The sequence below is a fragment of the Streptomyces sp. NPDC023481 genome (genome assembly GCF_055560195.1).
This window is the reverse complement of record NZ_JBVHJE010000001.1, coordinates 423,420-444,749: the sequence shown is the minus strand read 5'-3', so window position 1 is coordinate 444,749 and position 21,330 is coordinate 423,420. Positions and strand designations below refer to the sequence as shown.

The window sequence follows — 21,330 nt, the reverse complement described above, 5'->3', positions numbered from 1 at the left end:
GCGACACGGCTCCCACCGCACTGCTCACACGGCACCTCGCCGGCCCGCACTGACAGGCCGCTCTACGAGTGACCCACCCGCAAACTCTCCAGCGGCCCCAGGTACAGCTGCGGCAGGCCCCCCGTGTCGATCAGCAGGCGTTGCAGGACCACCGTCGGGTCCACCATCCTGAACGTCAGCCGGTGGACGCCCGGGCGGGTCACGGTGTGCGTGGTCGCCGTCGCGTTGACGTTGTCCGAGGTGTGGCGGGCCCAGACCGTGTTCAGCGCGCCGTCGTCCGCGCCGGCCGTGATGTCCACGGTGCGGATCGGGCCGTCGTCCAGCGAGATGCCGTAGCGCAGGCCGGCGACGCCGGGGAGGGCCGGGTTGCGGGGGGACAGGAGGGCCCACACGGTCAGCTCGGTGGGGGCGGACAGCAGCGTCACCTCGTACTCCAGGCGCGGGGAGGAGCCGCCGGGGGTCCGGCTCGGGGCCGTCACCGGCCAGGGTGTCAGGCCCGCCCCGGTCCGCCCGATGCCGTCGATACGGCGCCACCGGCCGACCGCGCGGTCGTGGTGCTCGGCGTCGATCGCCACGTAGCCGCCGGCCTCCACGAAGCCCCGCGGCCGTACGCCCGAGGGGCGCTGCGCCACACAGCGGACCGGGACCGACGCGCCGGCGCCGCGCACCGTCAGGGTCGCCTCCGCGCGCCCGGCCGGCGCCCGGGACCAGTCCACCTCCACCTCCAGGCGGACCTGCTGCTCCACCCGGCCCCGGGGGCGGTCCACCCGTAGCCACGGCGCCGACACCGACACCTCGTAGGGGAAGCCCGTACGGCCCCGGTTGAAGATCTCCACGTACTGCCGGGGACGGGTCTGGTACGGGCTGAACGGCGGCAGGGACGCGGCCGAGGCGGAGCCCCCCGGCCACCACTGCCCCGTGTCCTCCGCGCCGTCCACGGACACGCCCAGTTCCGCGCCCGGGGGCACCTCGATGCGCCGCACCGCGGGGAACAGCACGTCCGGCAGGGCCACACCGTCCTTCTCGGGCTGCTGCCAGCCCGCGTTCGGGCCGTAGCGGTCGACGTCCCCGTAGTCGATGTGCGGCTGGGTCTGGAACCCCTGCCACTTGCCGCCCGCCACACGGGAGTTGAAGCGGTCGGCGAGGGCGAGGTCCCGGCCGAGGGCCGCCTCCGCCCGGGCCGCGCGGTCGTTCGTCGCGGCCCGGCCCTGCGCCGCGTACAGCAGGTTCGTGAACTGAGCCGCCCGCAGCGCGTACAGGTTCGCGGTCGCCGTGACCGCGTAGCCGGCCAGTTCGAACCACGCGTCCCGCAGCCGCGGCGGGAGCCTGCGCTCGACGTGTTCCGCGCGCCGGCCCAGCGCGCGCCACTCCTCGGTGACCCGTTCCAGTTCCCGGTGCGCGAAGTAGTACGGGCTCCGCTGGTCGTCGTAGACCACGCGGTCGCCGGAGAGGGTGATCCGGCGGTTGAGCAGCTCCGGTTTGCGGCGGGCCTGGAGCCGGCCGTAGGCGGCCAGCAGCGAGGCGATCTCCCCGGCCTGCGCGGCGCCGAAGTTCTGCCGGGCGTAGCGCTCCTCCCACGCGCCGAGGCGTTCCAGCGGCCAGGCGTCGGGGTTCCAGGCGTACGTCAGGAAGAACTCCGTGGGAAGTTCGTTGCCCTTCAGGTCGCCCACGTTGGCCACCCACAGGCCGTGGTTGCCGTAGGCGTGCGCCTGGTGGAGCTGGTCCCAGACGTTCCCGAGGTTCGCGGTGTCGACCCACTTGTAGTTGCGGCCGGCGCCGACGTAGTCGAAGTGGTAGTAGAGGCCGTAGCCGCCGGGGCGCGGGCCGTCCGGGTGTCTGCGGATGTTGCCCCAGTTGTCGTCCGTGAGGACCACGGTGACGTCGTCCGGGGCGCGCAGCCCGCGGTCCCAGTAGCGCTGGACCTCCTTGTACAGCGTCCAGACCTGCGGTGTCTCGGCCGCCGGCCGGCCCGTCACCTCCTCGATGATGCGGCGCTGGTCGGCGATGATCTGCTGCATCAGTTCGATGCCGTCGCCGTCTGGGAGGCCGGTGTCACCGTTGCCGCGCATGCCGAGGGTCACCACGCCCTCGAAGCCCTCGTCGACCATGCGCTGGATGCCGGCACGCCAGTACGCGCGGACCGCCTCCGCGTTGCGGCGGTACGACCATTCGCCCGTGCCCCCGTAGGGGTCGGTCCCGGAGCCGGCGTGCCGGTTCCACTCCTCGATGCCCCGCATCATCGGCGCCTCGTGCGAGGTGCCCATGACAATTCCGTACTCGGACGCGCGCCGGTGGTTGTCCGGGTCGTCCTCCGCGAACGCCCGTCCCCACACCGCCGGCCACAGGTAGTTGCCCTTCAGCCGCAGCAGCACCTCGAACACCCGCGCGTAGAAGTCCGCGGTGAAGCCGCCGGGGTAGCCGGGTGCCTTGCCCGGACCGAAGTGGGCCGGCGCCCACGTGCCGAGCGCGGGATTCTCGTCGTTGACGAAGATGCCCCGGTACCTCACCGCCGGGCTCCCCTGGGTGAAGCGGCCGGGGCGCACCCACACCCGCTGGCGCCGCGCCGGCGGCACGTCGTCCCACCAGTGCCAGGGCGAGACACCGATGCCGTACGAGACGTCGTACGCCCCGAAGATCGTGCCCCGCGGATCGCTGCCCGCGATGACGAACGCCCGCTCCACACCGGGCACCGGCCGGTCCACGACCGTCTGCAGCGAGGTCTCCCACCTGCCGCGTACGCCCGTCACGTCCAGCTTCCCGGACCGGATCAGCCCGTCGATCAGCGGGCTGCGCCCGATGGTGCCGAGCAGCACCGGGAAGCGGCCGAGCGTGTCGCCCGAGCGGACCCCTGTCACCCGTTCGAGGTCGTCCCGGAGATCCCCCGCCACCCGTACCACTCCGGGATGATCCTCCCGGCTCACCACCACGGGCGCGCCCACGAGGGAGAACGCCCCGCCCGAGAAGGAGACGTACGCCCCGGGCTCCGTCACCCGAAGGCCGCCCTCACCGCCCGCCCACGCGGTCCCCGAGGCCCCGGCGGCCAGCACCGGTACGGCGGCGAGCCCCGCCCCCAGCACAGCCCTGCGCTCCACGGACATACGACCCCTCCCGGTCCGTCACCGCCACCGCCCGTGCCACCCCTGTTTTGTTCACAGGCATGCCAAATAGTGGGGGGAGCCGGCGGCGGAGGGAACGGGTCGCGGGCGCCGAATAGTTTCGAGCGGACCGGGACATGCAGAAGAGGCCCGTACGACCGGAGTCGTACGGGCCTCCCCTTAGGTCAGGCAGTGACCCTCAAGCAGGCGGAACCTACTTGACGATCTTGGTGACCTGGCCGGCGCCCACGGTGCGGCCACCCTCACGGATGGCGAACTTCAGGCCCTCTTCCATGGCGACGGGCTGGATGAGCTCCACCTTCATCTCGGTGTTGTCACCCGGCATGACCATCTCGGTGCCCTCGGGGAGGGTCACCACGCCGGTCACGTCCGTCGTGCGGAAGTAGAACTGCGGACGGTAGTTGTTGAAGAACGGCGTGTGGCGGCCACCCTCGTCCTTGGACAGGATGTAGGCCTGCGCCTCGAACTCGGTGTGCGGGGTGACCGAGCCCGGCTTGATGATGACCTGGCCGCGCTCGACGTCCTCGCGCTTGATGCCACGGAGGAGCAGACCGACGTTCTCACCGGCCTGGCCCTCGTCGAGCAGCTTGCGGAACATCTCGATGCCGGTGACCGTGGTGGTGGTCTTCTCGGTCTTGATGCCGATGATGTCGACGGTCTCGTTGACCTTGAGGACACCACGCTCGATACGGCCGGTGACGACCGTACCGCGACCGGTGATCGTGAAGACGTCCTCGATCGGCATGAGGAACGGCTTGTCGACGTCGCGCTCCGGCTGCGGGATCGACTCGTCGACGGCCTTCATCAGGTTGAGGACGGAGTCCACCCACTCCTGCTCGCCCTCGAGGGCCTTGAGCGCGGAGACCTTGACGACCGGAACGTCGTCGCCGGGGAACTCGTACTCGGAGAGGAGCTCACGGACCTCGAGCTCGACGAGCTCCAGGATCTCCTCGTCGTCCACCATGTCGGCCTTGTTCAGGGCGACGACGATGTACGGGACGCCGACCTGGCGGGCCAGGAGCACGTGCTCCTTGGTCTGCGGCATCGGGCCGTCGGTGGCGGCGACCACCAGGATCGCGCCGTCCATCTGCGCGGCACCGGTGATCATGTTCTTGATGTAGTCCGCGTGACCCGGGCAGTCGACGTGGGCGTAGTGACGCGCCTCGGTCTGGTACTCGACGTGCGCGATGGAGATGGTGATACCGCGCTGACGCTCCTCGGGCGCCTTGTCGATGTTGTCGAACGGGGTGGCCTCGTTCAGGTCCGGGTACGCGTCGTGCAGCACCTTGGTAATGGCGGCCGTGAGGGTCGTCTTACCGTGGTCGATGTGACCGATGGTGCCGATGTTGACGTGCGGCTTAGTCCGCTCGAACTTCGCCTTCGCCACTGGGGTCCTCCTGTGGAGTGGTTCTGTACGCCTTACTTCATCGGCGCCAGGTGATCTTTGCTGTAAAGGCCCGGAACCCGGGGCAAACGCTCACGATTGCGGACGTTTGCCCCTGGAGGCTCCGGAGTCAAGCCTACGGCGTGTGAACGCGGTGCGTTACTCGCCCTTGGCCTTCGCGATGATCTCCTCGGCGACGTTCCGCGGAACCTCGGCGTAGGAGTCGAACTGCATCGAGTAGCTTGCGCGACCCGACGTCTTGCTGCGGAGGTCGCCGACGTAGCCGAACATCTCCGACAGGGGCACGAGGCCCTTCACGACGCGGGCACCAGCCCGCTCCTCCATGGCCTGGATCTGGCCACGGCGGGAGTTGATGTCGCCGATGACCTCACCCATGTAGTCCTCGGGCGTGGTGACCTCGACGGCCATCATCGGCTCCAGGAGCACGGGCGAAGCCTTGCGCGCGGCCTCCTTGAAGGCCTGCGAACCGGCGATCTTGAAGGCGAGCTCGGAGGAGTCGACCTCGTGGTAGCCACCGTCGTGGAGGATGACACGGACACCGGTCATCTCGTAGCCGGCGAGGATGCCGAACTGCATGGCCTCCTGCGCACCGGCGTCCACCGAAGGGATGTACTCCTTCGGGATACGGCCACCGGTGACCTTGTTCACGAACTCGTACGAGACGTCGCCGCCCTCGAGGGGCTCGATGCCGATCTGCACCTTCGCGAACTGGCCGGTACCACCGGTCTGCTTCTTGTGGGTGTAGTCGACGCGCTCGACGGCCTTGCGGATCGTCTCGCGGTAGGCCACCTGCGGCTTGCCGACGTTCGCCTCGACCTTGAACTCGCGCTTCATGCGGTCGACGAGCACCTCGAGGTGAAGCTCGCCCATACCGCCGATGACGGTCTGGCCGGTCTCCTCGTTGGTGTGCACCTGGAAGGAGGGGTCCTCCTCCGCGAGACGCTGGATGGCGACACCCAGCTTCTCCTGGTCACCCTTGGACTTGGGCTCGATCGCGACCTCGATGACCGGCGCCGGGAAGTCCATGGACTCCAGGATCACCGGGCTCTTCTCGTCGCACAGCGTCTCACCGGTGGTGGTCTGCTTCAGGCCCATGACGGCGACGATGTCGCCGGCGCCCACCGACTCGATCTCCTCACGCTTGTTCGCGTGCATGCGGTAGATCTTGCCGATGCGCTCCTTCTTGCCCTTGACGGAGTTCAGCACCGAGGTGCCGGACTCCAGGCGGCCCGAGTAGACCCGGACGAAGGTGAGCTTGCCGAGGTGCGGGTCGCTCATGATCTTGAACGCCAGCGCCGAGAGGGGCTCCTCGTCGGACGGCTTGCGCTTGACGACGACCTCGGCGTCCTTGACGTCGTGGCCCTCGATGGCCTCGATGTCGACCGGGGACGGCAGGTAGCGCACGACCGCGTCGAGCAGGGGCTGGACGCCCTTGTTCTTGAACGCGGTACCGCAGAACACCGGGGTCACGGTGGTGCCGGTGCCCTTGCCGGACGCGATGGTGATACGACGGATCGCGGCGTAGAGCTGCTCCACGGAGGGCTCGTTGCCCTCCAGGTACAGCTCCATGATCTCCTCGTCGTTCTCGGCCACGGCCTCCAGCAGCTTGCCGCGGTACTCCTCGGCAGCCTCGGCGTGCGTGTCCGGGATGTCGACGGTGTCGTACATCTCGCCCTTGGTGGCCTCGGCGGACCAGACCAGGGCCTTCATCGTCACGAGGTCGATGACGCCCTTGAAGTCGGCCTCGGCACCGATCGGGAGCTGCATGACGATCGGCTGAGCGCCCAGGCGGTCCGAGATCATGTCCACGCAACGGTGGAACTCGGCGCCCGTGCGGTCGAGCTTGTTGACGAAGCAGATGCGCGGGACGCCGTAGCGGTCCGCCTGACGCCACACCGTCTCGGACTGGGGCTCGACACCGGCGACGCCGTCGAACACCGTCACGGCACCGTCGAGCACGCGCAGGGAGCGCTCCACCTCGACGGTGAAGTCGACGTGCCCCGGGGTGTCGATGATGTTGATGGTGTGGTCGACGTCTTCCAGCGGCCAGTGACAGGTGGTGGCAGCAGAGGTGATCGTGATGCCACGCTCCTGCTCCTGCTCCATCCAGTCCATGGTGGCAGCGCCGTCGTGGACCTCACCGATCTTGTAAGACACACCGGTGTAGAACAGGATCCGCTCGGTGGTGGTCGTCTTGCCCGCGTCGATGTGGGCCATGATGCCGATGTTGCGCACCTTGGCCAGGTCAAGTGAAGTGGTAGCCATAAGGCTTCAGTCTTCTCTCGGTCTCGATGTGGGTAGCGACTACCAGCGGTAGTGCGCGAAGGCCTTGTTGGACTCGGCCATCTTGTGGGTGTCCTCGCGCTTCTTCACGGCCGCACCGAGGCCGTTGGAGGCGTCGAGAAGCTCGTTGAGGAGACGCTCGGTCATGGTCTTCTCGCGACGGGCGCGGGAGTAACCGACCAGCCAGCGCAGCGCCAGCGTGTTGGCGCGGCCGGGCTTGACCTCGACCGGCACCTGGTAGGTCGCGCCACCGACACGGCGGGACTTGACCTCGAGGGTCGGCTTGATGTTCTCGAGAGCGCGCTTCAGCGTGATGACCGGGTCGTTGCCGGTCTTGTCGCGCAGGCCCTCCATGGCACCGTAGACGATGCGCTCGGCGGTGGAGCGCTTGCCGTTCAGCAGCACCTTGTTGATGAGCGACGTGACCAGAGGAGAACCGTAGACCGGGTCGATGATGACCGGGCGCTTCGGGGCGGGGCCCTTACGAGGCATTCTTACTTCTCCTTCTTGGCGCCGTAGCGGGAACGGGCCTGCTTGCGGTTCTTGACACCCTGGGTGTCGAGGGAGCCACGGATGATCTTGTAGCGAACACCCGGCAGGTCCTTCACACGGCCGCCGCGCACGAGCACGATGGAGTGCTCCTGCAGGTTGTGTCCCTCACCCGGAATGTAAGCGGTGACCTCGATCCCGCTGGTCAGACGCACACGCGCGACCTTACGCAGGGCCGAGTTCGGCTTCTTCGGGGTGGTCGTGAACACACGCGTGCAAACGCCACGACGCTGAGGGGAACCCTCGAGTGCCGGCGTCTTGTTCTTCTCGACCTTGTCCTGCCGGCCCTTGCGGACCAGCTGCTGGATCGTAGGCACTACTTCTCCGGTTTCTGTGTGCCGAACAGGTAAAGCTAACCTGGAACATCTCCGACCCACGCGGTCGGGTGTGTCGAATCCGCCAGACTCCCGCCGCGAGGCGGAAAGGGCGCGAATTACGGAGGCCGGTCGCGGCTCGCCGTGCGGTTACAGGCACGCACAGGAGCCAGGGCACACCCCAGGCACAAGGTCTGAGCGTACCTACCTCATTCGCTGCGGTCAAAACAAATGGGGTCCGGGGGCCCCGGGCTGCGGAACATGTCAAGGGGCCTTACACTCCGTGATCTCTCGAAGCGACGGTTTCCGGCCACCAGTACGCGAAAACCACGCGCGACCGCGGGGTACGGCTTCACCACCCTCGGGGTGCCCTCGGCCTCCCGTACCCGACAGACGTCCGCCGCACCGCCCCCGCCGAGCGGCTCGGCTCCCCCTACGTGCCGTTGGCCGGCCCCTCGTCACGGATCCGCGCACGGCCGCCGCCGTCGCCCCGTAGGCGGCCGGCACGCCTGTCGGGAAGCGCGGTCCGGCGCCCGCGTGGCAACTGCTCGCGGCGTACGGCCCCGGCTGCGCACGGACACCGGTGCACCGGTCTCCCCCGCGCCCCTCGCCCCTCGCTCCGCACTCACCTCACAGGCTGCCCTGACCGGCTCCGGCAACGCCGAAGGGCGGCCACCCCGAGAGGTGACCGCCCTTCGAACTGCCCGCTTACTGGTTGTACGGACCGTAGTCGTAGTCCTCCAGCGGAACGGCCTGGCCGGAGCCCGTGCCGAACGGCGAGTAGTCGATGTCGTCGTAGCCGACGGCCGAGTACATCGCGGCCTTGGCCTCCTCGGTCGGCTCCACCCGGATGTTGCGGTAGCGGGACAGACCCGTACCGGCCGGGATGAGCTTACCGATGATGACGTTCTCCTTGAGGCCGATGAGGCTGTCGGACTTGGCGTTGATCGCCGCGTCCGTCAGGACTCGGGTCGTCTCCTGGAAGGAGGCGGCCGACAGCCAGGATTCCGTCGCCAGCGAGGCCTTGGTGATACCCATCAGCTGCGGACGACCGGAGGCCGGGTGACCGCCCTCCTGGACCACACGACGGTTCTCCTGCTCGAAGCGGGAGCGCTCGACCAGCTCGCCGGGCAGCAGCTCGGCGTCGCCGGACTCGATGATCGTCACGCGGCGCAGCATCTGCCGGATGATGATCTCGATGTGCTTGTCGTGGATCGACACACCCTGCGAGTTGTAGACCTTCTGGACCTCGCCGACCAGGTGGACCTGGACGGCACGCTGGCCCAGGATGCGCAGCACGTCGTGCGGGTTGGTGGCACCCACGGTGAGCTGCTGGCCCACCTCGACGTGGTCGCCCTCGCGGACCAGGACCTTGGCACGCTTCGAGATCGGGTACGCCGTCTCGTCGCTGCCGTCGTCCGGGGTGACGACGAGCTTCTTGGTCTTCTCGGTCTCCTCGATCCGCACGCGGCCGGAGGCCTCGGAGATCGGGGCGACACCCTTCGGGGTACGGGCCTCGAAGAGCTCGACCACACGCGGCAGACCCTGGGTGATGTCGTCACCGGCCACACCACCGGTGTGGAAGGTACGCATCGTCAGCTGGGTACCGGGCTCACCGATGGACTGGGCGGCGATGATGCCGACCGCCTCACCGATGTCGACCAGCTTGCCGGTGGCCAGCGAGCGGCCGTAGCACATCGCGCAGGTACCGACGGCGGACTCGCAGGTCAGGACCGAGCGGGTCTTGACCTCCTCGACGCCACGGCCGACGAGCTCCTCGATGAGGACGTCGCCCAGGTCGGTGCCGGCCGGGGCCAGCACCTGGCCGTCGACCACGATGTCCTCGGCGAGGCAGCGGGCGTACACGGACGTCTCGACGTCCTCCGCCTTGCGCAGCACGCCGTCCGCGCCCCGCTCCGCGATCTTGAGCTTGAGGCCGCGGTCGGTGCCGCAGTCCTCCTCGCGGATGATGACGTCCTGGGAGACGTCGACCAGACGACGGGTGAGGTAACCGGAGTCGGCGGTACGCAGGGCGGTGTCCGCCAGACCCTTACGGGCACCGTGCGTGGAGATGAAGTACTCCAGCACGGACAGGCCCTCACGGAAGGACGCCTTGATCGGACGCGGGATGGTCTCGTTCTTCGCGTTCGACACCAGACCGCGCATACCGGCGATCTGCCGCATCTGCATCATGTTTCCTCGGGCACCCGAGTCAACCATCATGAAGATGGGGTTGGTCTTGGGGAAGTTCTCGTTCATCGCCTCGGCGACCTCGTTGGTCGCCTTGGTCCAGATCGCGATGAGCTCCTGCGTGCGCTCTTCCTTGGTGATCAGACCGCGCTCGTACTGCTTCTGGACCTTCTCGTCCTGCGCCTCGTAGCCGCGGACGATCTCCTTCTTCGCCTCGGGAACGACGACGTCGGAGATGGCCACGGTGACACCGGAACGGGTCGCCCAGTAGAAGCCGGCCGCCTTCAGGTTGTCGAGCGTCGCCGCCACGATGACCTTGGGGTAGCGCTCGGCCAGGTCGTTGACGATCTCGGAGAGCTGCTTCTTGCCCACCGAGTAGTCGACGAACGGGTAGTCCTCGGGCAGCAGCTCGTTGAAGAGCGCGCGGCCCAGGGTGGTGCGCAGGCGGAACGAGTCCCCCTGCTGCCACTCGGGCTCGCCCTCCTCGCGGGCCGGCGGGGTCCAGCCGCGCGGCGGGATGGTGCCCACCGGGAAGCGGATGTCGATCTGCGACTGCAGCGCCAGCTCGCCGGCGTCGAACGCCATGATCGCCTCGGCCGTGGAGCCGAACGCGCGGCCCTCGCCCTTGGTGTCACGCAGCTCGCCGTCGGTGGTGAGGAAGAACAGACCGAGGACCATGTCCTGGGTCGGCATCGTCACCGGACGGCCGTCGGCCGGCTTCAGGATGTTGTTCGAGGACAGCATCAGGATGCGGGCCTCGGCCTGCGCCTCCGCGGACAGCGGCAGGTGCACGGCCATCTGGTCACCGTCGAAGTCCGCGTTGAACGCGGTGCACACGAGCGGGTGGATCTGGATGGCCTTGCCCTCGACCAGCTGCGGCTCGAAGGCCTGGATGCCGAGGCGGTGCAGGGTGGGAGCACGGTTCAGCAGCACCGGGTGCTCGGCGATGACCTCTTCGAGGACGTCGTACACGACCGTGCGGCCGCGCTCCACCATGCGCTTGGCGCTCTTGATGTTCTGCGCGTGGTTCAGGTCGACCAGACGCTTCATCACGAACGGCTTGAACAGCTCCAGCGCCATGGCCTTGGGCAGACCGCACTGGTGCAGCTTCAGCTGCGGGCCGACGACGATGACGGAACGCGCCGAGTAGTCGACTCGCTTACCGAGCAGGTTCTGACGGAAGCGGCCCTGCTTGCCCTTGAGCATGTCGGACAGCGACTTCAGCGGACGGTTGCCGGGGCCCGTGACCGGGCGGCCGCGACGGCCGTTGTCGAAGAGCGCGTCGACGGCCTCCTGGAGCATGCGCTTCTCGTTGTTCACGATGATCTCGGGCGCACCGAGGTCGAGAAGGCGCTTCAGGCGGTTGTTGCGGTTGATGACACGGCGGTACAGGTCGTTCAGGTCGGAGGTCGCGAAGCGGCCACCGTCCAGCTGCACCATGGGACGCAGGTCCGGCGGGATGACCGGGACGCAGTCCAGGACCATGCCCTTGGGGCTGTTGGAGGTCTGCAGGAACGCGGAGACGACCTTCAGCCGCTTGAGGGCACGGGTCTTCTTCTGGCCCTTGCCGGTGCGGATGATCTCGCGGAGGCGCTCGGCCTCCTCGTCGAGGTCGAAGGACTCCAGGCGCTTCTGCAGCGCCGCGGCACCCATCGAGCCGTCGAAGTACGTGCCGAAGCGGTCACGCAGCTCGCGGTAGAGCAGCTCGTCGCCCTCCAGGTCCTGGACCTTGAGGTTCTTGAACCGGTTCCACACCTCGTCGAGGCGGTCGATCTCGCGCTGCGCGCGGTCGCGCAGCTGCTTCATCTCGCGCTCGGCACCCTCGCGCACCTTGCGGCGCACGTCGGCCTTGGCGCCCTCGGCCTCCAGCTCGGCCAGGTCGGCCTCGAGCTTCTTGGCGCGGGCCTCCAGGTCGGAGTCGCGGCGGTTCTCGATCTGCTGGCGCTCGACCGAGACGTGCGCCTCCAGCGAGGGCAGGTCGCGGGTACGACGCTCCTCGTCCACGTACGTGATCATGTACGCGGCGAAGTAGATGACCTTCTCGAGGTCCTTCGGCGCCAGGTCCAGCAGGTAGCCGAGGCGCGACGGGACACCCTTGAAGTACCAGATGTGGGTGACGGGAGCGGCCAGCTCGATGTGGCCCATCCGCTCACGGCGCACCTTGGCGCGGGTGACCTCGACGCCACAGCGCTCACAGATGATGCCCTTGAAGCGGACGCGCTTGTACTTGCCGCAGTAGCACTCCCAGTCCCGGGTCGGACCGAAGATCTTCTCGCAGAAGAGTCCGTCCTTTTCGGGCTTGAGGGTGCGGTAGTTGATGGTCTCGGGCTTCTTGACCTCGCCGTGGCTCCACTGACGGATGTCGTCAGCGGTGGCCAGACCGATCCGGAGCTCGTCGAAGAAGTTGACGTCGAGCACTATGCGTCAATCCCTCTCAGGGTTGTTAAGTCTGTGGTCTGAAACGGGGGCCTGGGGGTCGGCGGGGCCCTGGTGGGTCAGGGCCCCGCCCAACTCCCGTCAGACCTCTTCGACGCTGCTCGGCTCGCGCCGGGACAGGTCGATGCCGAGCTCCTCCGCAGCGCGGAAGACGTCCTCGTCGGTGTCACGCATCTCGATGGACATACCGTCGCTGGACAGCACCTCCACGTTCAGGCAGAGCGACTGCATCTCCTTGATGAGCACCTTGAAGGACTCGGGGATGCCGGGCTCGGGGATGTTCTCGCCCTTGACGATGGCCTCGTAGACCTTCACGCGGCCGGTGACGTCGTCGGACTTGATGGTCAGCAGCTCCTGGAGGGCGTACGCGGCGCCGTAGGCCTCCAGCGCCCACACCTCCATCTCACCGAACCGCTGGCCACCGAACTGGGCCTTACCACCCAGCGGCTGCTGGGTGATCATCGAGTACGGGCCGGTCGACCGGGCGTGCAGCTTGTCGTCGACCAGGTGGTGCAGCTTGAGGATGTACATGTAGCCGACCGAGATCGGGTCCGGGAACGGCTCACCGCTACGGCCGTCGAACAGCCGCGCCTTACCGGTCGGGAGCACCATGCGCTCGCCGTCCCGGTTCGGGATGGTGTGCTGCAGAAGACCCGCCAGCTCGTCCTCGCGCGCGCCGTCGAACACCGGGGTGGCGACGTTGGTGCCGGGGGCGACCTGGTCGGCGCCGATGACCTGCAGGCGCTGGGCCCACTCGTCGGCGAGGCCGGAGACGTCCCAGCCGCGGCTGGCGAGCCAGCCGAGGTGGATCTCCAGGACCTGTCCCGGGTTCATTCGGGACGGCACACCCAGCGGGTTGAGGATGATGTCGACCGGGGTGCCGTCCTCCAGGAACGGCATGTCCTCGATCGGCAGGATCTTGGAGATGACACCCTTGTTGCCGTGCCGGCCGGCGAGCTTGTCACCATCGGTGATCTTGCGCTTCTGCGCGACGTAGACGCGGACCAGCTGGTTCACGCCCGGGGGAAGCTCGTCGCCCTCCTCGCGGTCGAAGACGCGCACACCGATGACCTTGCCGGTCTCGCCGTGCGGCACCTTCAGCGAGGTGTCACGGACCTCACGGGCCTTCTCACCGAAGATCGCGCGCAGCAGGCGCTCCTCGGGGGTCAGCTCGGTCTCACCCTTCGGGGTGACCTTGCCGACGAGGATGTCACCGGCGATGACCTCGGCACCGATGCGGATGATGCCGCGCTCGTCGAGGTCGGCGAGGACCTCCTCGGAGACGTTCGGGATGTCCCGGGTGATCTCCTCGGGGCCGAGCTTGGTGTCACGGGCGTCGACCTCGTGCTCCTCGATGTGGATCGAGGAGAGGACGTCGTCCTGCACGAGGCGCTGCGACAGGATGATCGCGTCCTCGTAGTTGTGACCCTCCCACGGCATGAACGCCACGAGCAGGTTCTTGCCGAGGGCCATCTCGCCGTTCTGGGTGGCCGGGCCGTCGGCGAGGACCTGGCCCTCGATGACGCGGTCGCCCTCGTTGACGATGACCTTCTGGTTGACCGAGGTGCCCTGGTTGGAACGGGCGAACTTGGCCAGGCGGTACGTGATGTACGTGCCGTCGTCGTTGGCCGTGGTGATGTAGTCCGCGGAGACCTCCTGGACCACACCGGCCTTCTCGGCCTTGACGACGTCGCCGGCGTCGACGGCGGAGCGGTACTCCATGCCGGTACCGACGAGCGGGGCCTCCGACTTGATGAGCGGAACGGCCTGGCGCATCATGTTCGCGCCCATGAGGGCACGGTTGGCGTCGTCGTGCTCGAGGAACGGGATCATGGCCGTCGCGACCGACACCATCTGGCGCGGCGAGACGTCCATGTAGTCGACGTCCTCGCCGCCGACGTAGTCGACCTCGCCGCCACGACGGCGGACGAGCACGCGGCTCTCCTCGAACCGGAGGTCGTTCGTCAGCGGCGCGTTGGCCTGCGCGATGACGAAGCGGTCCTCCTCGTCGGCGGTCAGGTAGTCCACCTCGTCGGTGACCTGACCGTCGATGACCTTGCGGTACGGGGTCTCGACGAAGCCGAACGCGTTGACCCGGCCGTAGGAGGCGAGCGAGCCGATCAGACCGATGTTCGGGCCTTCCGGCGTCTCGATCGGGCACATACGGCCGTAGTGCGACGGGTGCACGTCACGGACCTCGAAGCCGGCCCGCTCACGGGAGAGACCACCCGGACCGAGCGCCGACAGACGGCGCTTGTGGGTGAGACCCGACAGCGGGTTGTTCTGGTCCATGAACTGGGACAGCTGGCTGGTGCCGAAGAACTCCTTGATGGAGGCGACGACCGGCCGGATGTTGATCAGGGTCTGCGGCGTGATCGCCTCGACGTCCTGGGTCGTCATGCGCTCGCGGACGACACGCTCCATACGCGCCAGACCCGTACGGACCTGGTTCTGGATGAGCTCGCCGACGCTGCGCAGACGACGGTTGCCGAAGTGGTCGATGTCGTCGGTCTCGACGACGACCGTCTCGCCGTTGTCACCGCTCGTCTCGGTCTCGCCGGCGTGCAGCTTCACCAGGTACTTGATCGTCGCGATGATGTCCTCGACGGTCAGGATGCCCGCGTCCAGCGGGGTGTCCGTACCCAGCTTCTTGTTGACCTTGTAGCGGCCGACCTTGGCGAGGTCGTAGCGCTTGGGGTTGAAGTAGAGGTTCTCCAGCAGCGTCTGCGCGGCCTCACGCGTGGGGGGCTCGCCCGGACGCAGCTTGCGGTAGATGTCGAGCAGCGCGTCGTCCTGGCCCTGGGTGTGGTCCTTCTCCAGGGTGGCGCGCATGGACTCGTACTCGCCGAACTCCTCGAGGATCTGCTCGGTCGTCCAGCCGAGCGCCTTCAGCAGTACGGTGACCGACTGCTTGCGCTTGCGGTCGATGCGGACACCGACCATGTCACGCTTGTCGATCTCCATCTCCAGCCAGGCACCCCGGGACGGGATGATCTTGGCGGAGAAGATGTCCTTGTCGGACGTCTTGTCGATGGTGGAGTCGAAGTAGACACCGGGGGAACGGACCAGCTGCGACACCACGACACGCTCGGTGCCGTTGATGACGAAAGTGCCCTTGTTCGTCATGAGCGGGAAGTCGCCCATGAAGACCGTCTGGGACTTGATCTCACCGGTCTCGTTGTTGGTGAACTCGGCGGTGACGAAGAGCGGGGCGGCGTACGTGAAGTCGCGCTCCTTGCACTCGTCGATGGAGTTCTTCGGCGGCTCGAAGCGGTGGTCCCGGAACGTCAGGGACATCGACCCGGAGAAGTCCTCGATCGGGGAGATCTCCTCGAAGATCTCCTCCAGACCGGACTTGGTGGGGACGTCCTGACCGTTCTCCAGAGCCTCCTCGACCCGAGTCTGCCAGGCGGTGTTGCCGAGCAGCCAGTCAAAGCTCTCGGTCTGCAGCGCGAGCAGGTTCGGAACCTCGAGGGGCTCCTTGATCTTTGCAAAGGAGATGCGCAGCGGGGCGGTGCTTGCGCCGTTGTTCGTATTCGCGGTCGAGGCAGTGCGCGAGGCGGCCAAGAGGGGGTCCTTCCGAGGGCTCGGACTCACTACGCGCGTACCGGTCCCTCTCCCGTACACAGAGACGGAAACCCCAGGTCAGGGGGGTTTGGTCGACTGTGCTCAAGTGAGGGCAGACCCCTGGTGACGGGCAGGGGACAGCTAACAGGCAGCGCAAAGGGTCAGTGTAGCCACTTGGCACACTGATGTCCAGTGCGGGTTTTCGAAGACCCTCGTTGTGCTCAACGCCCTTGTCAATCGCCTCGGCCTGCCGCCCTCAATGCACGTTGATACTGCCCTCTTCGCCGTCGATCCATGCCTCGGATTCGGATCCTTGTGACGACGCGTCCTGAGAATTGCGCGCTGCGTGCGGTTCGTCAAGGGCTCCTTGCCGGAACCGGGACTACGGGAGACACGACGAAGATCACCTTACCCCTCACGAACACAGGTGCAAGGCAGGCCAGGCCGGGCCCCGGGGAACGCCGAAGGGCGACCACCCGGATGGATGATCGCCCTTCGGTGCGTCCGCGTTACAGCCCTAGGGGGCCGTTTCGGCGACCGCGAAGGTCTTACTTGACCTCGACGGAGGCGCCGGCGCCCTTGAGGGCCTCGGCGGCCTTGTCGGCCTGCTCCTTGTTGACCTTCTCGAGGACCGGCTTCGGGGTGCCGTCGACGAGGTCCTTGGCCTCCTTCAGACCCAGCGAGGTCAGCTCACGCACGACCTTGATGACCTGGATCTTCTTCTCGCCGGCGCCGGTGAGGATGACGTCGAACTCGTCCTTCTCCTCCTCGGCCTCGGCGGCGGCGCCACCAGCGGCACCACCGGCGACGACGACCGGCGCGGCAGCGGCGGCGGTGACGTCGAACTTGTCCTCGAAGGCCTTCACGAACTCGGAGAGCTCGATGAGGGTCATCTCCTCGAACTGGGCGAGCAGGTCTTCCTGGCTGAGCTTCGCCATGATGGCGGTCCTTCCACTCAAATCGGCAGGTGCCGGATGTACTGGGTAAGGCGGGCGTACGTCGGCCCGCTGCGACCCGCGCCGGTGGTGCGGGTCAGAAAGCGAGCCGAATTACTCGGCACCGCCCTGCTCGGCCTGCTTGGCGCGCAGCGCGTCCACGGTGCGGACGAGCTTCGACGGCAGCGCCTGGAAGACGGAGGCAGCCTGGGACTGCTTCGCCTTGAAGGCACCGGCCAGCTTGCTGAGCAGAACCTCGCGGGACTCGAGGTCCGCAAGCTTCTTGATCTCGTCGGCGGAGAGGGCCTTGCCCTCCAGGACACCGCCCTTGATGACGAGATTGGGGTTGTCCTTGGCGAAGTCACGCAGACCCTTCGCCGACTCCACCGGGTCACCGGTGACGAAGGCGACGGCCGTCGGGCCAGCGAAGAGCTGGTCCTCCAGCGTGATCCCGGCCTCCTGGGCCGCAATCTTGGTCAGCGTGTTCTTCACCACGGCGTACTGGGCGTTCTCACCGAGCGACCGGCGCAGCGTCTTGAGCTGCGCCACGGTGAGACCGCGGTACTCGGTCAGCACGGCGGCGTTGGAGCTGCGGAACTTGTCCGTCAGCTCCGCAACCGCGGCAGCCTTGTCGGGCCTCGCCATAGAGCCTCGGCCTCCTTCCGGGTGATTCGGACCGCGCGGACCCGAAGGAGGACTGGGTAAAACGAAACGCCCCGGCGCAGGCGCACGGGGCGGACTCGACCGGCCGCACACGCGCTCGGCGCGCGCACTCCGGGAGTACTTCCACAGTCACCTGCGCGGGTCGCCCACTTTTCAGCGGATCCTTCGGCCACCGCACCCTCGTTCGAGAGCACGGCAACGACCAGCGGTCTTTGGCTTCTGCAAGAGAGTACGGGACAGGGGCTCCGCCGGGCAAATCGGCCGGGACACGGCCCCTGTCCCGGCCGTTCTGGCCGCGGGTACGACGCTCCGTGGCGGCCCGGGCGGCCTGGGCGGCCCTGGCGGCGTGCGGCCCGGTCTGCGCGCCGCAGGCCCACGCACCGCCGCCCGGAGCGCCCCGGAGGCCCGGCGAGGGCCGTGACGCCCCCGGGGGACGTCAGGAGCCGGCGCCCGTGCCGCCGGAGGCGAGACCGCCGGCCTTCAGCAGGTCCTTGAAGTCCTTGGTGTCGCTCGCCGGCGGCGCCTCGGCGGTGACCTTCGTGCCGTAGTCGGTGTAGTACGTCGTGCTGGTCATGGCGCCGTTGGTCGTGTCCGCCTTCTCGGTCTTCTTGACCAGCAGGTCCTGGTCGTTGATCCAGATGTCGACGGTGTCCGTGGTGACGCCGGCCTGGCTGAGCTGCTTCTTCAGGGCGGACAGCTGCCCGGCGCTCAGGTCGCTGGTCTTGTCGGCGAGGTCGGCGACATTCACCGTGCCCGAGTAGTGCGTGGTGTGCGCGCCGGAGACCGTCTCCTCGCCGACCTTCTTGACGTCACCGGAGGCCAGCAGCAGCTTCACGGACTGGTTCGGTGTGGCGTTCTGGATCTGGTCCTTCATGTACGAGCCGGACGCGCCGCCGATCTTGGCGAGGTCGTCGTAGGAGTACTTGATCCAGTGCTTGCCGGCGCCCGCCTGCTGGGCGAAGGCGTCGCTCATGTGCGCGTAGTAGGCGTCCGGCAGATACCGGGCCTCCATCGACGAGGTGCCGGCCTTCTTCGCCGCCTCGGCCATCTGGCCGCCGGTGTACGTGATGGTGAGGTTGCCCTTGAGGCCGTCGCCCCAGGCGAGGGCGCCGTTCGCGGTCATCGACATGAGCTTGCCGACGGAGGTGGTGGACCGCACCCTGGCCGACTCGGCCTTGTCGGTGGACTTCTCGGCGGAGCGCAGGGCCGCGATGGGGCTGACGTGCGCCACCGTCTTGCCGGAGCCCGAGGAGCCGCAGGCGGCCACCCCGGTCAGTGCGGCCGCCACCGCTGTGGAAAGGGCCACCCTGCGCGCGGTAGTGCTGTTCATCTACTCCCACCCCTGTTGCGTGTGCCGTGCCTGCACCGTAGCCCAGGCCACTGACAGTCGTTCGAAAGGTCGTACAAAGAAAGGACGGGCCCGGAACCTCAAGGGTTCCAGGGCCCGCCCTTTTCACGCGTGCCTGACGCGACTGCCGGTGCCGAGCCTCAGGCTCAGACGGCGGCCGGGTCCTCCTCGACGAGGAGGTTGCGGGTGCGGTTCGGGTCGACCGGGACGCCGGGGCCCATGGTGGTGCTGACCGCGGCCTTCTTGATGTAGCGACCCTTGGCGGCGGACGGCTTCAGACGGAGGATCTCCTCCAGCGCGGCGCCGTAGTTCTCCACCAGCTTGGCGTCGTCGAAGGACGCCTTGCCGATGATGAAGTGCAGGTTCGAGTGCTTGTCGACGCGGAACTCGATCTTGCCGCCCTTGATGTCGGTGACGGCCTTGGCGACGTCGGGGGTGACGGTGCCGGTCTTCGGGTTCGGCATCAGACCACGCGGGCCGAGGACGCGGCCGAGGCGGCCCACCTTGCCCATGAGGTCCGGGGTGGCGACGACGGCGTCGAAGTCCAGACGGCCCTTCGCCACCTCGTCGATCAGCTCGTCGGCGCCGACGATGTCGGCGCCCGCGGCACGCGCGGCCTCGGCACGGTCGCCGGTCGCGAAGACCAGGACCCGGGCGGTCTTACCGGTGCCGTGCGGAAGGTTCACGGTGCCACGGACCATCTGGTCGGCCTTGCGCGGGTCGACACCCAGACGGAAGGCGACCTCGACGGTGGCGTCGAACTTGGTCGTGGAGGTCTCCTTGGCGAGACGGACGGCCTCGAGCGGGGCGTACAGCTTCTCCCGGTCGACCTTGGCGTCCGCAGCGCGGAGAGCCTTGCTGCGCTTGCTCACAACTGCTCCTGTGTGTTCTGAAAGGAGTCGTGGTCACTGGGCCGAGCAGGCCCTGCCACGCGCGGCCGCGCATCGCTGGCAGCCGCATGACTTACGTAGGTGGGGTTCAGCCCTCGACCGTGACGCCCATGGAACGCGCGGTACCGGCGATGATCTTCGCGGCGGCGTCCAGGTCGTTCGCGTTCAGGTCGGGCATCTTGGTCGTGGCGATCTCGCGGACCTGCGCCTCGGTGATCTTGGCGACCTTGGTCTTGTGCGGCTCGCCGGAGCCCTTCTCGATGCCCGCGGCCTTGAGGATCATCTTCGCGGCCGGCGGCGTCTTGGTGATGAAGGTGAAGGAACGGTCCTCGTAGACCGTGATCTCCACCGGGATGACCCAACCGCGCTGCGACTCGGTCGCGGCGTTGTAGGCCTTGCAGAACTCCATGATGTTGACGCCGTGCTGACCCAGCGCCGGGCCGACCGGCGGAGCCGGGTTGGCGGCACCGGCCTGGATCTGGAGCTTGATAAGCCCCGTGACCTTCTTCTTCTTGGGAGGCATTGCTCTCCGGGTCCTTTCATTCGGGTCCATGCCCGCGCGAGGGTCGCGACCCTGACGCAGGCATACCGCACAACGATAACGGGTATAGATGCGCGGCTGAAAACCGTGCAGGTCAGGCGGACCGTGACGGCCTGCCTGACCTGCGCGGAAGCATGAAGCCCAGGAAGGGCTAGTTCTTCTGGATCTGGTCGAAGGACAGCTCGACCGGGGTCTCGCGGCCGAAGATCTCGACCAGGCCCTTGACCTTCTTGGAGTCGGGGTTGATCTCGTTGATGGTCGCCTGGAGCGTGGCGAACGGGCCGTCGGTGACGGTGACCGAGTCGCCGACCTCGAAGTCCAGGACCTGGACCTCGACCTTGCGCTGCGGGGCGGGCTTGCCCTCGGCCTCGGCGGCCTCGCGGGCGGCCTTCTCCTCGGCCTCCGGGGCGAGCATCTTGACGATCTCGTCCAGGGTCAGCGGGTACGGGTCGTAGGCGTTGCCGACGAAGCCGGTGACGCCCGGGGTGTTGCGGACGACGCCCCAGGACTCGTTGGTCAGGTCCATGCGGACCAGGACGTAACCCGGCAGCTTGTTCTGCTTGATCGTCTTGCGGTCGCCGTTCTTGATCTGGACGACCTCTTCCTGCGGCACCTCGGCCTGGAAGATGTAGTCCTCGACGTTCAGCGAGACGGCGCGCTGCTCCAGGTTGGTCTTCACGCGGTTCTCGTAACCGGCGTAGGTGTGGATGACGTACCACTCGCCGGGCAGGGTGCGCAGCTCCTCGCGCAGGGCCTGGACCGGGTCCACCGGCGCGGCCGGCTCCTCCTCGGCGGCCTCGGCGGCGACGGCGTCCTCATCGGCCTCGTCGGCCTCAGCGGCCTCGTCGGCTTCTTCGCCCTCGTCCTCGACGTGCAGGGCGGCCTCCTCGGCCGGCTCCCCCGCCTCGGCCTCGGCAGCCTCGAACTCGTCCTGCTCGTCCGCGCCCTCGACGATGTCGAGCTCGTCATCCGCCGTCTCGGCAGCCAGCCCGCGGGGCTCAGTGGCGTCGTCGTTCAGGTTCGGGTCAGACACGATGGCTGCTTCTTCCTGGATACAGAGGGGTGGAACATGCGAAAACGGGCGCCGGTGCCA

13 protein-coding genes are annotated in these 21,330 nt (G+C 67.8%); all 13 read right to left on the bottom strand.

Annotation, left to right across the window (positions count from 1 at the left end; translation table 11 throughout):
• Positions 1-62: 62 nt before the first annotated feature.
• Positions 63-3,098 (bottom strand): glycosyl hydrolase 115 family protein, encoded by a 3,036-nt coding sequence (locus tag ACZ3ZD_RS02110; protein WP_467392533.1) that lies wholly within the window; start codon positions 3,096-3,098, stop codon positions 63-65.
• 211 nt (positions 3,099-3,309) lie between these two features.
• Positions 3,310-4,503 carry an elongation factor Tu gene (tuf, locus tag ACZ3ZD_RS02105; RefSeq protein ID WP_014674366.1) on the bottom strand — a complete coding sequence of 398 codons (1,194 nt, stop codon included), beginning with the start codon at positions 4,501-4,503 and terminating at the stop codon, positions 3,310-3,312.
• 156 nt (positions 4,504-4,659) lie between these two features.
• Positions 4,660-6,786: an elongation factor G gene (gene fusA, locus ACZ3ZD_RS02100; protein WP_467392531.1), complete on the bottom strand. Its 2,127-nt coding sequence runs from the start codon at positions 6,784-6,786 to the stop codon at positions 4,660-4,662.
• A 39-nt stretch (positions 6,787-6,825) separates the two neighbouring features.
• A complete protein-coding gene (gene rpsG, locus ACZ3ZD_RS02095) occupies positions 6,826-7,296 on the bottom strand; it encodes a 30S ribosomal protein S7 (RefSeq protein WP_009330725.1) in 471 nt (156 codons plus the stop codon).
• Between the two features lie 2 nt (positions 7,297-7,298).
• Positions 7,299-7,670 carry a 30S ribosomal protein S12 gene (rpsL, locus tag ACZ3ZD_RS02090; protein ID WP_003948652.1) on the bottom strand — a complete coding sequence of 124 codons (372 nt, stop codon included), beginning with the start codon at positions 7,668-7,670 and terminating at the stop codon, positions 7,299-7,301.
• Positions 7,671-8,375: 705 nt separating this feature from the next.
• Positions 8,376-12,275: a DNA-directed RNA polymerase subunit beta' gene (locus ACZ3ZD_RS02085; protein WP_467392528.1), complete on the bottom strand. Its 3,900-nt coding sequence runs from the start codon at positions 12,273-12,275 to the stop codon at positions 8,376-8,378.
• 99 nt (positions 12,276-12,374) lie between these two features.
• On the bottom strand, positions 12,375-15,860 hold the full coding sequence (rpoB, locus tag ACZ3ZD_RS02080; protein WP_467392526.1) for a DNA-directed RNA polymerase subunit beta: 3,486 nt from the start codon (positions 15,858-15,860) through the stop codon (positions 12,375-12,377).
• A 548-nt stretch (positions 15,861-16,408) separates the two neighbouring features.
• On the bottom strand, positions 16,409-16,798 hold the full coding sequence (gene rplL, locus ACZ3ZD_RS02075; RefSeq protein ID WP_467392524.1) for a 50S ribosomal protein L7/L12: 390 nt from the start codon (positions 16,796-16,798) through the stop codon (positions 16,409-16,411).
• Between the two features lie 111 nt (positions 16,799-16,909).
• A complete protein-coding gene (gene rplJ / locus ACZ3ZD_RS02070) occupies positions 16,910-17,440 on the bottom strand; it encodes a 50S ribosomal protein L10 (RefSeq protein ID WP_467392521.1) in 531 nt (176 codons plus the stop codon).
• A gap of 454 nt (positions 17,441-17,894) precedes the next feature.
• Positions 17,895-18,788 (bottom strand): SCO4651 family lipoprotein, encoded by an 894-nt coding sequence (locus ACZ3ZD_RS02065; protein WP_467392519.1) that lies wholly within the window; start codon positions 18,786-18,788, stop codon positions 17,895-17,897.
• Positions 18,789-18,952: 164 nt separating this feature from the next.
• Positions 18,953-19,678 carry a 50S ribosomal protein L1 gene (rplA, locus tag ACZ3ZD_RS02060; RefSeq protein WP_467392517.1) on the bottom strand — a complete coding sequence of 242 codons (726 nt, stop codon included), beginning with the start codon at positions 19,676-19,678 and terminating at the stop codon, positions 18,953-18,955.
• A 106-nt stretch (positions 19,679-19,784) separates the two neighbouring features.
• On the bottom strand, positions 19,785-20,219 hold the full coding sequence (rplK, locus tag ACZ3ZD_RS02055; RefSeq protein WP_362671914.1) for a 50S ribosomal protein L11: 435 nt from the start codon (positions 20,217-20,219) through the stop codon (positions 19,785-19,787).
• A 169-nt stretch (positions 20,220-20,388) separates the two neighbouring features.
• Positions 20,389-21,270: a transcription termination/antitermination protein NusG gene (gene nusG / locus ACZ3ZD_RS02050; protein WP_467392514.1), complete on the bottom strand. Its 882-nt coding sequence runs from the start codon at positions 21,268-21,270 to the stop codon at positions 20,389-20,391.
• Between the last annotated feature and the right edge of the window lie 60 nt (positions 21,271-21,330).